Here is a 12886-nt window from a genome sequence, read left to right on the forward strand (position 1 = left end):
AAATAAAAGCCGGAGTTTGTAATGAAATACCTATTTATATTGTTTGCTTTAGTCGCTCAACCTGTACTTGCACAGGAGCGCGTTATTAGTGCAGGCGGCACCCTTACAGAAATAATTTATGCACTGGGCAAACAAAGTACCCTTGTAGCAGTTGATCAATCTAGTATGTACCCGCAGCAAGCTACGCAATTACCACAAGTGGGTTATTACCGCGATTTAGCGGCAGAAGGCGTGCTTTCTATGCGCCCAACCACCTTATTAGCGCTTGAAGGCGCAGGGCGAAGCCAAGCACTTAAACAAATTAAGGCAACAGGGGTTAAGCTAATTCATTATAAAAAGCCCACCTCAGTTAATGAGCTACTTGAGCTAATTAAACGCCTTGGTACCGATTTAAACGCCAAGCAAAAAGCGCAATCGCTTATTACGCACATTACAAACTCATTACCTGAAAAAGCAAAAGCGCAGACACACAGCGCGCTATTTTTACTCTCAGCTAATGAGCGCGGGCTTGTTGCCGCAGGGCAAGAAACCGTCCCTAATTTATTATTTAGCTATGCGGGCATTACTAATATAGGCGCTACACATTCAGGCTTTAAAGTAATTAATACCGAAGTACTTGCTGTAAATCAGCCTGACTTTTTAGTTGCGCCAAAGCATGTTGTACAAAGCATTGGCGGCAAGCAGGCTTTTTGTAAGCAACCGAACCTACGCTTATTAAAAGCTGCGCAAAGCTGTAACTTACTTGTTATGGATAGCCTGCTTTCGCTTGGTATGTCGCCACGTATTGCCACAGCAATTAATGAGCTTAACGAGTATAAAACCCGCTTATGAATACCCTAGCATTGAGCCGCTTTGTGCCCATAATACTTAGCCAAACTCATAAATGGATGCTATTAGCCTCTGTTTGTATTTTTGCTTTGGCGCTACTAAGCATAGGATACGGCCCTGCAGGATGGGATTGGCGTTTAGCTATTGCTTGGCTTGCGCCCGAGTACTTTAATCAGTTTGATGCACTGCAAATAAATGTCGTAATGCAAATACGTTTGCCGCGTTTTGTGCTTGCTGTATTAGTAGGGTTGGTACTTGCCCAAACAGGGGCGGCAACCCAAGCGCTTTGCCGTAACCCGCTGGCAGACCCATCTATTATTGGCATTAGTGCAGGTGCGGCAATGGTTGCAGTGGCGTTTATTGCACTTAGCGCGCAGTTTAATTTTAACGCTCAGTTGTATTTACCTTATGCGTCGTTTTTAGGGGCGCTTGGTGTTACCTCGCTGGTATATTTTATTGCCAAGCAGCAGGGGCAAATTAATATCACCACACTTATATTGGTAGGAGTCGCTATTAACGCGTTAGCATTCGCTGTTATTGGGCTACTGAGTTTTTTTGCCGACGATAGCGCGCTACGATTAATAAATTATTGGACCATGGGCTCATTAGGCGGAGCAAGCTGGAGCACGATTATTCAAGCTGCGCCGTTACTGTTTATCAGCCTAATTGGCCTGTGGCGGTTAAAAAATCCCATGAACTTACTCCTTATTGGCGAGTCACAAGCTCAGTACCTAGGAGTAGACACCAATAAGCTTAAATTGTATGTCATTATACTCGTTGCATTAGGGGTAGGTGCGGTTGTAGCGCTTACCGGTTTAATAGGGTTTGTTGGCTTGGTAGTCCCGCATATTGCCCGCTTAATGGTGGGGCCGCATTTACGTAATATGCTGCCGCTTTGTATGCTAATTGGCGTAGTGGTATTGCTACTTTCTGACTGGCTAGCACGCATTGTGATCATGCCATCAGAGCTACCCATTGGCATTATTACTGCGTTATTGGGTGCGCCATTGTTTATTTATTTAATAGTGAAAAATAAGCGAGGTTGGTCATGATCACGTTTAACAATCTAAGCGTTGGCTTTGATAATCATAGCATTTTAAACGCTATTAATGGCAGCGCTAAACAAGGGCAACTTGTAGCACTACTTGGTGAAAATGGCGCAGGTAAATCTACCTTGTTGCATACCTTAGCAGGTATGCACTCCTTTACAGGCAGTGTACTTTTTAATGCTAAGCCGCTGGCCTCTCACGCTAAAAAACGCCTTGCAACACAGCGCGCAGTCATGATGCAAGCTAACCACGTAGGGTTTGATTTTAATGTATTTGAGCTTATTGCAATGGGTCGCTATCCGTATGTAGAGTCATTAAAAATGCAAAGCGAAAAAGTACATAAATACGCCGCTATTATGGATTTAAACCAGTATTTAACTCGCCGCGTAAGTGCGCTTTCGGGCGGAGAGCAACAACGTGTTCATATGGCGCGTACTTTAGCGCAGCTCGATGCCTTTACACAATCGGCCGAGCCAAAACTAATGCTGCTCGACGAGCCTACATCAGCACTTGATATGCGCCACCAACATGCTTTGCTCAGCTGCGTTAAAACCTTTGTAGAGCAGGGCAACAGCGCCATTATTGCAATACACGATCTAAATTTAGCCAGCCTTTATGCAACCGATGCTATTTTACTGCACAACAAAAAAGTGTTGCAAAGTGGGCCTATAAACACCGTATTAACAGAACAAAACTTACAACAAATGTACGCCATGAAACTGCACGTAAATCCTCATCCTTATAACGATGCACCCATGGTTTTTTCTCAACGTCAGGAGTTTTTATGAGAGAGCAAGCATTAAACGATGCACGCACCTTGGTTTACAAAACCAATGCCGGTGTCATGTCGACTATTTCTAATAATTTACGCGGCTACCCGTTTGGCTCAGTAACCCCCTATATGTGCGACGAACAAGGCCGTGTTTACTTTTTTATTAGCGATATAGCCCAGCACACTAAAAATCTAAAGCACGACTCTCGTATGAGCCTAACTGTGTTTGATGCCACCGACAGTGGCGATCAAAACGAGCACGGCCGCGTAACGCTCGTAGGTGATGGCTCTGTTGTGCCAAGTGAGCAAGCACACACTTTACTAGATAACTATATTGCCCTATACCCCGAAGCTGCTAGCTATCGCAATGCGCACGACTTTCAATTATGGCAATTAGACGTAGTACGAGTACGTTACATTGGCGGGTTTGGCAAAATATTTTGGCTTGAACAAAACGAATGGCAAGGCGAGGCAAAAAACTGGGACGAAGGCCAGCAGCAAAGCATGATTAACCACATGAACGACGATCATCAAGATGCTATGTCGCTCATATTAATGCAGCACTATAACGTTGCTGATAACACCCCAATAATGAGCGGCCTATTACCCACTGGCTTTTATATACAAAGCCAAAAGCGTAACTACTTTATTAACTTTAAAACCCAGTGCAACAGCCCGTTAGAGGTACGTAAAGCGCTGGTTGCGCTAACCAATCAAGCCCGAAATAACTAAACTAAATACATGACGACATAGTTAACCTGAGCTCTGGTTAAGAAATTCACCAACTATGTCGTCATTTTATAAGCAAACTGTTTGCTCGCCGCGTTTGGCTAACGCTTTAAAAGCCGCTTGTTGATGCTGTGTTTGCACATAACGAGGTGGCAAAGGGTTAACCTGCAACTGATACCCATTTTGATTAGCTTGCACACTTGTAACCGGCGATACCCACACAACATTTAGCTCTGGCGCTAAACGCTTAATAACGCGCGCTATACCTTCGCCATTTTTCACATGAAAATCGCCCGCTATATGCATTACCTGCGCATCTTTATGATTATTTAAATAGTTAACGATAGACTCCCCCATGGTTTCATCCCAGGTAACTTGCGCAGCATAATAATTTTCGTTTTGACTTGGCGTGCCATGGTGCATTGAGGTCATAAAACGTTGTTTATAATCACTGGGAGACGTATCAATAGTGGCTGCAATATAGCTCTGCTGTGTTTCATCAAGTTTATTTACATAACTTATGCCTTGCCTGCCAATACAGGTGACTATATTTTTAGGGGCATTTGCAGCTATTACATCGCTATTGTTCGTTTTTGCCAGCTCTACCAGCGCACGGTAATCACTTTTGTAGTTAGGCCACGCTTGGGTGTTATCAATTAAGTATTGCTCACCAATTTCACTCTTAACGTACTGGTTTAAAGTATGCTGATCCGCGCGGCTAAATTGCTCAAGCGACAGGGCTGAGCGTTTATTACTTTTGCTTAATTGCTCAAATAACTCAGCCTGAAATAAATGCACGCCCGGATGTGTATGCAATTCACCCACTAAAATCACATCGGCATTTAATAACTTGGGCTCTAATAATACAGAGCTAACAGGCTTTGCCTGTGCATTATAAAGCGCAGTGTAATAAAGCGATGGGCTTTTATTAGGCACCGTGACTGTTGTGCTACAACCACTCAAACCCGTAACTAACGCCAGAGTTAACATAGACTTTTTCATACACACCTTTAAAACACTTTAATGCAAATAATTATCAATATCATATACTTGTAATACCTATTAAGCCAGCCAAACTGCTGCTTACTTACATAATCAAGGAAATGAGCGAAACGCGCATTTATATGCCTTAACTTTGCTTGTAAATATTAAATAGCTTTTGATAGCAATGCCTTAGGTAATTTGTTAAAACTGTATAAAGAAAAAATGAGCGTGACATCGGCAGAAGTATGCGCGATTCGCGGCCTATAAAATTGCTAGATTTACCGGAGAGTTCATTAAACAATGAGTAGCTATTTACCCATTTGGTTAGCTGATATTGGAGTATTAAGTTCCATTATTAGCTTAATTGTATCTGGTATTCTTTTATATGAAGCCAGAAAAATTAGGCAGTCCTTTCTTCGTCGGGCGAGATTACCTGAAGTTATAAAGGAGCTTGCTACAGCTAACAATAAAATATCTAAATCATTAAAAGATTGGGGAAAAGAAGAGAAAGAAGGAATCCATCAGTTTACAATAGCTTATGAGCTACTTGATAATTTAATTTCTAAACTACCAAATAATGAAAAACAAAAAGCTTTAACTTACTTATCTAAATTAAAAGTTAAAAAGCTAATATTTTTTTCTTCTGTCTTAACTACAGCCGAAACAAACAAAGCTTGGGAGTTATATAATGGTTTATCGGGTATAATTACAGCATTACAGCAACTGCAAAAAGATTCAAAGTGGGATTAATTTTATGAATAATGATGACAAAACAGAACAGCTGATAATCCTTCTTACAAGAGAGACATATTCAGGTCATGTGAGTTGGAATAATGAAGCTCCCCCTCTTGGTCTATCAAAAGGTACTGATGACTTTTATCCTTTATTTCTCCAAGCAGAATTTAAAGGCTCAAAAATAGGTTTGTATCAGCGAAGATATAAACACTTCTATGATGAGTTTAAATTTCATTGGGGAGAAAGTATTGGCATGTGTGTCATTGATGGTGAAAGTGTCCTTTGGAATTTCACTGAAAAGTCATCAGCCCTAATAAACTTATTTGATGCTGCTCGTGACAATGCATCAAATATAGGTGGCATTCTTGATAACTTGCTAGGGTAAATCTACAAGTCAATTAAGCGGGACTAAAAGCAGTTTATTGGGTTTCGCTTTACTACACATTTTAGCTCCTTATTGGGGCGTTAAGCTTTTTTAAGGATTGATTATGGCTAGGACTCCTAGATGGAAAAGTAATGCGGTAATAAAAGGCGTTACCGTGTTTGAATTAAGTTCATGGAAATATTTTTCTGATTTCATAAGCCAACAATTATTAAACTACTCAAATTATGTTTTTCGAGGACAGGCCGATAGTAATTGGAAACTTGAACCTACTCTTGATAGGTTGGTAAAAGACCCCAAGTCACCTAAAAGAGAGCAAGTTTTAAATGCCTTTAAATATGAAACGAGAGGGCGCAGAGGCTCAAACCCATCTGAAATGAAAAGTGAAAATGATTGGTGGGCTCTAGGTCAACACCATGGTTTATATACACCTTTACTAGATTGGACAGAGTCGCCTTTTGTTGCTTTATATTTTGCAGCATCGCAGGCATTTAAAGAAAAAACAAAGTCTTTTGCGGTTTATGCCTTTTTCCAAAGTTCAGCTGTTCGTTTCAGTGAAAAAATAAAACAGAACAACAAAATAGATTTAGTAAACGGTCACAAGCCAACTTTAAAAATAATTAGACCTTTGAGCGATGAAAATAGCAGACTTGTTAGTCAGAGAGGTTTATTTACGCGAGGGCCTAATAATTTAGATATGGAGAAATGGGTTCAAAAATTTAATATCTATAAAGGTAATGAAATGACCCTGATAAAGATTACTATACCCACTAAAGGGCTAGAAGATTGCCTAAAATACCTAAATAGAATGAATATCAATGACTCAACTTTATTTCCTGATTTAACAGGTGCGTCTGATTACTGTAATAAATTAATTAATATTGATGAATACTAAAACTTAACAACACGCCCTGAGGTGGACAGCAAGCGCTAAAGCTCACTTTCCACCGCAAATTTTAACAGCGGTGATCCCTTACTTTTCAATGCGGTTAAGTAAGTTGATTCATCGTAGGGCGTATGTGTTTTCCAGCACCTAAATAGGATTCGTATCCACTTAAATGCCAATGATCTGATGATGGTATTATGAGGTTTTCCTTTGGCTTCTTGCTGCCGATAATATTCTTTAGCCCAAAATGAATAACGCACAGATAATCCAGCCCATTCCACAAATGTTTGCCTTAAAAATTTAGTGCACGAGTATCGCCAGTATATCCATTCCTTCTTCCCACTGCGTTCGGTAACAGGGGCAATGCCTGCGTATTTTTGTATGTCAGCAGCGCATTTATAACGGTCACGACTTGACCCCATAGCGGCTAATAATCGAGGTGCTAATTGTGGCCCCGCCCCAGGTAAACTATCAAAAATAGCGCGATATGTATGTTGCTTATAAAGCGTTTTATTTTTTTTGTGTGTAGTTTATACCTGCTATTGGCGCAGTAATTGTTTAAAAACCCTCGATTTAGATTGGTTTAAAAAGAAAACCAATTCAGGACACAGTTCGATTGGTAGTGCTTTTCTGGAGGTTGATAATATTTTCAACTCAGGGCAAAACATGCTGCACAAGCTAAGCAAAAACAAGTTATAGAGAATAAGAAGACGGTGAAGTGTATTTAAAACTCTACAACTGAAACAAAAAGGCCGCAGTAATAAATACTGCGGTCTTTGTTTTTAGCTAAGTGCTATTTAGTAAGCGCCTGCGCTGTAAATAAGCTCGTAGCTGTGGCTGTAAATTTCAAGGATATTACCAAACGGGTCTTCCATGTAGATCATGCGGTACGGCTTTTCACCCGGGTAGTAATAACGAGGGGCTTGCATACGTTTTTTACCGCCAGCTTCTACAATACGTTCAGCTAAACCTTCTACATCAGGGTCTTGAACACAAAAATGAAAGATGCCTGTTTTCCAGTATTCAAAATTGTCTTTTGGGTTTTCTTGGTTTTTAAATTCGAAAATTTCGACACCAATACGATCCCCTGTAGATAGGTGCGCTATTTTGAATTTTTCCCACTTTTCGCCAAATACTTCTGTACACATTTCACCAATCGGGCTTTTGTCTTCGGTAATTAAAGTGGGTTCCATTATTGTGTACCAACCCATAACCTTAGTGTAAAACTCGACTGCTTTTTCAACGTCGGGAACCGAAATACCAATGTGCGAAAAACTACGTGGATATGTATGACTCATAATGCTTCCTCTTTAACTTGTGACTTATCTTGTGACTAGTTGATGGAGTTAGTTTACGAATCGACCAACATTAAGTAAAATTATCATTAATCATCATTTTGAGTACGTTTTGTAATGATAAATCCAACATGGTTAAATACGTTTTGTACTTTGGTTGAGGTAAATCATTTTACCCAAACAGCTGAGCGCCTTTATATGACCCAATCTGGTGTAAGTCAGCACATTAAAAAGCTAGAGCAACAAGTTAACTGCGCTTTGCTTGAGCGCTATGGTAAGCAGTTTTCGCTTACTCCTCAGGGCCAAAACTTATATCAGCAGGGCAGCCTACTTCTTAAAGATTGGCAGTTTTTAGAACAACAATTAAAAGATGATTCGCCGTACAGCGGAGCGGTAAAGATTCAATCTCCGGGCAGTTGTGGTTTAAAGTTTTATAATCAATTATTAGCACTGCAATCTGAGCATAAAGAGCTGATTATTGATTACCGCTTTGCGCCCAATGTAAGTGTTGAACAAGCTGTAGCAAACCATAGTGCCGACATCGGGTTTTTAACTCAAGCTCCAACATTTAGCGAACTAACCAGCCATAAAATAAGCCAAGAGCCACTACTACTTGTAACGCCTGCAGGTATAAACATGCCTAATTGGCAAACCCTGTGTGAGCTAGGGTTTATTGCTCATCCTGATGCAAGCCATCATGCGCAGCTACTACTAAGCGAAAACTACAGTGAGTTTGAGCATATTGACCAAATAACACGTACGGGATTTTCTAACCAAATTAGTTTGATACTAGAACCTGTAAGCTTAGGGCTGGGTTTTACGGTATTACCTGCTCATGCTGTTGGCGCATTCAATAAACCACAACTTATAAAAACACATCATTTAGAATGTCCGGTTAGTGAATCTATTTATGTGTGCCATCACCGAAATAGGCCGTTGGCAAAACGTATGAATACAGTAATTGAGCTAATAAAGGCGGGGGTAAATAGTTAAAACGTAAACCCCCTTTACACCCACGGCACTTAATACCATAGGCAAAAGGGGGAACAGAAAATTAGTTAACGCTTTCTAATTTTGCTTTTAAATCGAGTAAATCGGTTGCAATAGTATTTGGCTGTATTTCCCACGGATCGAAAATTGATTCTTTAGATCGTTGAATCCACGCTGCGCGCATGCCGTGCGATATAGCACCGGTTACATCAAACGGGTTACTTGATACAAGCCATGTGTTTGCGCCTGTTGAATTGGTTTCGCGTAAAAAGTGGCTATAAACCCCAGGGTTTGGTTTAAAGGTTTTAACGTCGTCGGCACTTACTACCCCTTCAAAAAGCTCACTAATGCCAGCGGTTTCTAATAAGGTATGAACTGCGTCGGCAGCTCCGTTTGAAAATGCAAACAAACGGTAATCCTTCGCTTTTAATTGCTCAAGGCCTGCTTTTACATCATCGAACGCAGGAAGCGTTTTATAAAGCTCTAGCAGTTGCCCCTTTTGATCTTCACTTAGCTCGGTTTTGTGCGCTAAGCAGGCGTAATCGAGTGCGTGTTTTGTACATAGCGAGAAAGGAATATAATTTTGCATTAATCCACGTCTAAATGAATACTCTAATTGCTTTTCGCGCCATGTATTTGAAAATGCTTGGGCGTTATCGCCAATCATGTCGTCGAGTAAGGACAGTACGCCGTGAGTGTTTATTAGCGTACCGTATACGTCAAATGCAAGTGTAGTTGCCATGTTTGCTCCGCAATAAAATAAATTAAGTTGGTTTTAGAGTACTTGCTTACAGCTTAACTTAATTTGAACGAACGCTCAAATTAATAAAACTTATAAGCATCGAGTGCTAAAATATCCATTTCTATATCTTCATGTATTTTTTTGGCTTTACCGTCACTACTTCCAAGCGCTGCAAAAAGAGGTAAAAAGTGCTCCTGGGTAGGGTGATTAAATAAAGCATGGGGTGCTTCATTTAAATAGTTAAGTAACGCTTGGGTGTTTTGCGCTATTAATTTTTGCTCAACCCAATGAGTAAACTCATTAACCATTTGAACACGATTAGGTGTAGCAGGGCTTTTAAATATTTCACGTAGATTGTGACTAATACCGCCGGAGCCAATAATTAATACGTTATCGCTGCGCAGTGGTGCAAGTAACTGCCCGTATTTATACATCGCCTGAGCGCCTAAACGCGTGTTAATAGACACCTGAACAATGGGAATATTAGCTGCTGGGTACATTAAGCGCAGCGGGATCCACACACCATGATCCCACCCTTGATCTGCACTTTTCACCGTTTTAATACCCGCTTTGTAAAAGTACTCACTAATAGTATTAGCAAGCTTAGGGTCTCCTGGTGCTGGGTATTGAATTTCATACAGGGGCTTGGGGAAGTTATAAAAGTCGTGAATAGTATGCGGCGCATCTCCGGATGTAATAACTATATCGTGCGCTTAATCAAAGTGGGCAGAAAACACCACAATAGCACGAGGCTTACTAAGCGTTTGACCTAATGATGCAAGAAAATCTGACGTAGCCGATTGCTGAACAGCCATCATTGGCGAGCCGTGAGATATAAATAAAGCAGGCTGAGTCATACTAAAACCTTAAACAAGTAGATGCGTTATAAACACTATATAAGTTTCTACTTTGACGATAAATATGATACTTATTTATACATTATCAACAAAGCATTGTTAAAAAATGGATAAGCTCACCACCATGAAGACCTTTTTAGCCGTTGTGCAAGAAGGATCGTTTTCAAAAGCGGCCGATAAACTCGATATTTCGCCGCAGTTAGTCAGCAAATATATTTCTGCATTGGAAGATAATCTACGCACGCGTTTATTACATCGTACAACGCGAAAAGTAAGTGTTACAGAGGCTGGAAATCAGTATTATCAGCGTTGTCAGCAGGTGGTTATTGATATTGAAGACATGGAAAACTCACTAAACAACTTAAGCGAAAATGTATCGGGTGTGCTTAGTATTAGTGCGCCTATGTCGTTTGGTACTAAGCATTTAGCAGGTTTGTTGGTTGATTTTCAAAAGCAGTATCCAAATTTAAAGTTAGATTTACGGCTCACAGACCAATATGTAGATATAGTAGAGCAGGGTATTGATATTGCTCTGCGCATTGGCGTATTAAAAAACTCAACGCTCATAGCTAAAAAAATTGCCCCTATACGTTTAGCTGTATTTGCGTCACCCGACTATTTAAAACGCCATGGCACGCCACAAACACTGCTAGATTTACAATCACATAATTATTTACGCTATTCCCACAGTGAGCCCACAAAGCGATTATTTGGGGTTAATGAGTTAAAAAGCGAGCTAAAGCTTGAAAGTAACTTTGTGGCTAACAATGGTGACTTACTACTAAATACAGCCATTGCGGGAGGTGGTATTGCTATGCAGCCCACATTTATTGCTGGCGAAGCGCTGGCTCAAGGTAAAGTAGTGCGCATTTTAAATGACTACGAACCCGACCCAATGGGACTGTATATGGTGTACGCTAACAGACAGTTTTTACCCAGTAAAGTACGTGCATTTGTTGATTTTACTAGTGGATATTATGGCGATACACCTTACTGGGATTTAGCGTAATAAAAAGTAAACCGCCTAACAGGCATTATATAAAAGCTAAATTTTTAAAAAATTCCGTAGTAAATTTCTTAGTACTTTAAACACCTCTTGATTACTGTGTTGCTGATGCTGTAATACATCAACATTAGCCAACCAACCCATTTCTTCAAACTCAAGAGGAAGTTTAACCAGCTCCCCACTTTGTACTGCATCTACAGCTACATGGTTTGGTAATAAGCACCACCCGTTACCTTGTATTGCTAGCTCGAGTAATACAAAGTAATTATCGGCATACCAAATCTCTGGGCTAATTTTTAGCTGAAAGCTACTTGTTTGCGTATTGCGAGAACGAAGAAGAAGTTGTCGATGTAGCCGAAGGCCATCCATATTTTCACATCTGATCCCCGCTAAAGGGTGCGATTTAGCAACATATAAATCAAATTTTACTGATCCAATACATTCATAGTCTAAGTAACTCGGTATATTTAATTCACTAAAAATAATACCCGTTATAGGCTTTTCGCTGTTTAGCATGTCAATTATGTCATGGCTGGATGCACTTAAAAACTCAAGCGATACGTAAGGATACTTACTTTGCAGCTTGCTAATAATACTCGCGATAGTTTTAAACGGGATCCCTTCGTCAAGTGCGATAGTGATTTCGGTTGGTGTTTTTTCGTTTAGTGCTAATGCAGAGTTTGTTAATCGCTGGTGTTGATTAAGCACGGCCTTAGCCTGGGGTAGTAACTGTTTACCGGCTTCGGTTAATTGTGGATAGCGCCCTGTGCGCTCAAATAATGTCGCATTACAGTCTATTTCTAAATTAATAATATGCTGGCTTATTACCGACTGCGCTTTACTTAAACCGCGCGCAGCAGCTGAAAACGATCCAGCTTCAACGGTAGCCACAAATGCTTGAAGCTGTTCAATACTAAACATATCGCTTTTCCCGATACTAAGTAACTAACACATATCTTTATAATGAATGAAAATACAGCCATCGTCATCAACTTAAGAAGTTATTTATATATGAACACAGCAGAACGTATTTTTCAGGCACTAATATTTGAGATGATAGCATTATCTTTTGTTGTACCTGCATCATCTTATTTTGGTGGGTTTACAACAGGAAAAATGGCAATAGTAGGTGTTGGTTTATCAATCTTCGCCATGCTTTGGAATTACATTTACAACATAGTGTTTGATAAAATAGTTGGGCATAACCGAATCGAGCGAGGTTTAGTAACTCGCATTACGCATGCATGTGGCTTTGAGCTGGGTATGTTAGTAATAACGCTGCCAATACTTGCTTGGTATTTAAATATTACATGGCTAGCCGCTACAGCATTAGAAGCTGGCTTTTTAGTTTTTATACTCATATACACGTATATTTTTAATGTGTTGTACGATAAGTACCAACCTTACAAAAGATGGGTTAATAAATCGCAATGTGCTTGATATTTTTAAGTTTATAAAAGCAACGTTGTGGGGTATTGAGATCGTTTTGGCAAAAGCGCAATGGCAATAAATAACGGTAAATGTGGCTTTTAATTAAACCAATTAGCACTGCTCAATTGACTAAGTAGTGCTAATTTACTATTTGTACTATTTACCGGCTAACTGTAATGGGGGTTTACAGTAACTTTTTG

16 protein-coding genes and 1 pseudogene are annotated in these 12886 nt (G+C 40.0%); 10 read left to right on the forward strand and 7 right to left on the reverse strand.

Annotated elements, in window-relative coordinates:
- The first annotated feature begins 21 nt into the window (after positions 1-21).
- Genes I6F47_RS14525 through I6F47_RS14540 form a run of 4 tightly spaced genes read left to right on the forward strand, consistent with a single transcriptional unit; the run spans position 22 to position 3381 of the window.
- Positions 22-831, forward strand: a complete 810-nt coding sequence (locus tag I6F47_RS14525; protein ID WP_197184095.1) for a heme/hemin ABC transporter substrate-binding protein — start codon at positions 22-24, stop codon at positions 829-831.
- Positions 828-1880, forward strand: coding sequence for a FecCD family ABC transporter permease (locus tag I6F47_RS14530; RefSeq protein ID WP_197184096.1), 1053 nt, complete (start codon positions 828-830; stop codon positions 1878-1880). The genes I6F47_RS14525 and I6F47_RS14530 overlap by 4 nt, the downstream gene beginning before the upstream one ends.
- The gene (locus tag I6F47_RS14535) at positions 1877-2665 is read left to right on the forward strand and encodes a heme ABC transporter ATP-binding protein (RefSeq protein ID WP_197184097.1); all 789 of its coding nucleotides are present in this window, start codon (positions 1877-1879) and stop codon (positions 2663-2665) included. Before I6F47_RS14530 ends, I6F47_RS14535 begins: the two co-directional genes overlap by 4 nt.
- Positions 2662-3381: a HugZ family pyridoxamine 5'-phosphate oxidase gene (locus I6F47_RS14540; protein WP_197184098.1), complete on the forward strand. Its 720-nt coding sequence runs from the start codon at positions 2662-2664 to the stop codon at positions 3379-3381. Before I6F47_RS14535 ends, I6F47_RS14540 begins: the two co-directional genes overlap by 4 nt.
- Positions 3382-3447: 66 nt before the next feature.
- On the opposite strand, the gene I6F47_RS14545 is transcribed toward I6F47_RS14540, so the two are convergent.
- Positions 3448-4380, reverse strand: a complete 933-nt coding sequence (locus tag I6F47_RS14545; RefSeq protein WP_197184099.1) for a ChaN family lipoprotein — start codon at positions 4378-4380, stop codon at positions 3448-3450.
- Positions 4381-4662: 282 nt separating this feature from the next.
- On the opposite strand from I6F47_RS14545, the gene I6F47_RS14550 reads away from it, so the two are divergent.
- The 3 genes from I6F47_RS14550 (at position 4663) to I6F47_RS14560 (ending at position 6374) form a co-directional block, all read left to right on the forward strand.
- Positions 4663-5112: a hypothetical protein gene (locus I6F47_RS14550; protein ID WP_197184100.1), complete on the forward strand. Its 450-nt coding sequence runs from the start codon at positions 4663-4665 to the stop codon at positions 5110-5112.
- Positions 5113-5116: 4 nt separating this feature from the next.
- Positions 5117-5482, forward strand: a complete 366-nt coding sequence (locus I6F47_RS14555; protein ID WP_197184101.1) for a hypothetical protein — start codon at positions 5117-5119, stop codon at positions 5480-5482.
- Positions 5483-5585: 103 nt separating this feature from the next.
- On the forward strand, positions 5586-6374 hold the full coding sequence (locus I6F47_RS14560) for an FRG domain-containing protein (RefSeq protein ID WP_197184102.1): 789 nt from the start codon (positions 5586-5588) through the stop codon (positions 6372-6374).
- Positions 6375-6409: 35 nt separating this feature from the next.
- On the opposite strand, the pseudogene I6F47_RS14565 reads toward I6F47_RS14560, so the two are convergent.
- Together I6F47_RS14565 and I6F47_RS14570 are read right to left on the reverse strand one after the other, a co-directional pair.
- Positions 6410-6844, reverse strand: a pseudogene (locus I6F47_RS14565) (transposase); the annotation flags it as partial.
- Positions 6845-7162: 318 nt separating this feature from the next.
- A complete protein-coding gene (locus I6F47_RS14570; protein ID WP_007583656.1) occupies positions 7163-7663 on the reverse strand; it encodes a lactoylglutathione lyase family protein in 501 nt (166 codons plus the stop codon).
- A gap of 114 nt (positions 7664-7777) precedes the next feature.
- On the opposite strand from I6F47_RS14570, the gene I6F47_RS14575 reads away from it, so the two are divergent.
- The gene (locus tag I6F47_RS14575) at positions 7778-8653 is read left to right on the forward strand and encodes a LysR family transcriptional regulator (protein WP_197184103.1); all 876 of its coding nucleotides are present in this window, start codon (positions 7778-7780) and stop codon (positions 8651-8653) included.
- A gap of 61 nt (positions 8654-8714) precedes the next feature.
- On the opposite strand, the gene I6F47_RS14580 is transcribed toward I6F47_RS14575, so the two are convergent.
- The 3 genes from I6F47_RS14580 to I6F47_RS20615 all read right to left on the reverse strand — a co-directional run bounded on the left by I6F47_RS14580 (position 8715) and on the right by I6F47_RS20615 (position 10249).
- Entirely contained in the window at positions 8715-9392 is a 678-nt protein-coding gene (locus I6F47_RS14580; protein WP_002959247.1) for a haloacid dehalogenase type II, read from the reverse strand.
- 80 nt (positions 9393-9472) lie between these two features.
- Entirely contained in the window at positions 9473-10096 is a 624-nt protein-coding gene (locus I6F47_RS14585) for a DODA-type extradiol aromatic ring-opening family dioxygenase (RefSeq protein ID WP_331458560.1), read from the reverse strand.
- 9 nt (positions 10097-10105) lie between these two features.
- Positions 10106-10249 carry a hypothetical protein gene (locus tag I6F47_RS20615; protein WP_231609231.1) on the reverse strand — a complete coding sequence of 48 codons (144 nt, stop codon included), beginning with the start codon at positions 10247-10249 and terminating at the stop codon, positions 10106-10108.
- Positions 10250-10355: 106 nt separating this feature from the next.
- On the opposite strand from I6F47_RS20615, the gene I6F47_RS14590 reads away from it, so the two are divergent.
- Positions 10356-11258, forward strand: a complete 903-nt coding sequence (locus I6F47_RS14590) for a LysR family transcriptional regulator (protein WP_024592724.1) — start codon at positions 10356-10358, stop codon at positions 11256-11258.
- 36 nt (positions 11259-11294) lie between these two features.
- Here the strand turns inward: I6F47_RS14590 and I6F47_RS14595 are convergent, their stop codons facing one another.
- Positions 11295-12176, reverse strand: coding sequence for a LysR family transcriptional regulator (locus I6F47_RS14595; RefSeq protein WP_007583664.1), 882 nt, complete (start codon positions 12174-12176; stop codon positions 11295-11297).
- Positions 12177-12266: 90 nt separating this feature from the next.
- On the opposite strand from I6F47_RS14595, the gene I6F47_RS14600 reads away from it, so the two are divergent.
- Entirely contained in the window at positions 12267-12695 is a 429-nt protein-coding gene (locus tag I6F47_RS14600; protein ID WP_197184104.1) for a PACE efflux transporter, read from the forward strand.
- The last annotated feature ends 191 nt before the right edge of the window (positions 12696-12886 follow it).

It is taken from the genome of Pseudoalteromonas sp. NZS37 (assembly GCF_015864265.1).
Classification (GTDB): Bacteria; Pseudomonadota; Gammaproteobacteria; order Enterobacterales; family Alteromonadaceae; genus Pseudoalteromonas; species Pseudoalteromonas arctica.

Excerpts from the sequence above, each read along its gene's own strand:
- I6F47_RS14525 (WP_197184095.1), top strand. The coding sequence starts at position 22 with ATGAAATACCTATTTATATTGTTTGCTTTAGTCGCTCAACCTGTACTT.
- I6F47_RS14530 (WP_197184096.1), top strand. The coding sequence starts at position 828 with ATGAATACCCTAGCATTGAGCCGCTTTGTGCCCATAATACTTAGCCAA.
- I6F47_RS14535 (WP_197184097.1), top strand. The coding sequence starts at position 1,877 with ATGATCACGTTTAACAATCTAAGCGTTGGCTTTGATAATCATAGCATT.
- I6F47_RS14540 (WP_197184098.1), top strand. The coding sequence starts at position 2,662 with ATGAGAGAGCAAGCATTAAACGATGCACGCACCTTGGTTTACAAAACC.
- I6F47_RS14545 (WP_197184099.1), bottom strand. The coding sequence starts at position 4,380 with ATGAAAAAGTCTATGTTAACTCTGGCGTTAGTTACGGGTTTGAGTGGT.
- I6F47_RS14550 (WP_197184100.1), top strand. The coding sequence starts at position 4,663 with ATGAGTAGCTATTTACCCATTTGGTTAGCTGATATTGGAGTATTAAGT.
- I6F47_RS14555 (WP_197184101.1), top strand. The coding sequence starts at position 5,117 with ATGAATAATGATGACAAAACAGAACAGCTGATAATCCTTCTTACAAGA.
- I6F47_RS14560 (WP_197184102.1), top strand. The coding sequence starts at position 5,586 with ATGGCTAGGACTCCTAGATGGAAAAGTAATGCGGTAATAAAAGGCGTT.
- I6F47_RS14570 (WP_007583656.1), bottom strand. The coding sequence starts at position 7,663 with ATGAGTCATACATATCCACGTAGTTTTTCGCACATTGGTATTTCGGTT.
- I6F47_RS14575 (WP_197184103.1), top strand. The coding sequence starts at position 7,778 with ATGATAAATCCAACATGGTTAAATACGTTTTGTACTTTGGTTGAGGTA.
- I6F47_RS14580 (WP_002959247.1), bottom strand. The coding sequence starts at position 9,392 with ATGGCAACTACACTTGCATTTGACGTATACGGTACGCTAATAAACACT.
- I6F47_RS20615 (WP_231609231.1), bottom strand. The coding sequence starts at position 10,249 with ATGACTCAGCCTGCTTTATTTATATCTCACGGCTCGCCAATGATGGCT.
- I6F47_RS14590 (WP_024592724.1), top strand. The coding sequence starts at position 10,356 with ATGGATAAGCTCACCACCATGAAGACCTTTTTAGCCGTTGTGCAAGAA.
- I6F47_RS14595 (WP_007583664.1), bottom strand. The coding sequence starts at position 12,176 with ATGTTTAGTATTGAACAGCTTCAAGCATTTGTGGCTACCGTTGAAGCT.
- I6F47_RS14600 (WP_197184104.1), top strand. The coding sequence starts at position 12,267 with ATGAACACAGCAGAACGTATTTTTCAGGCACTAATATTTGAGATGATA.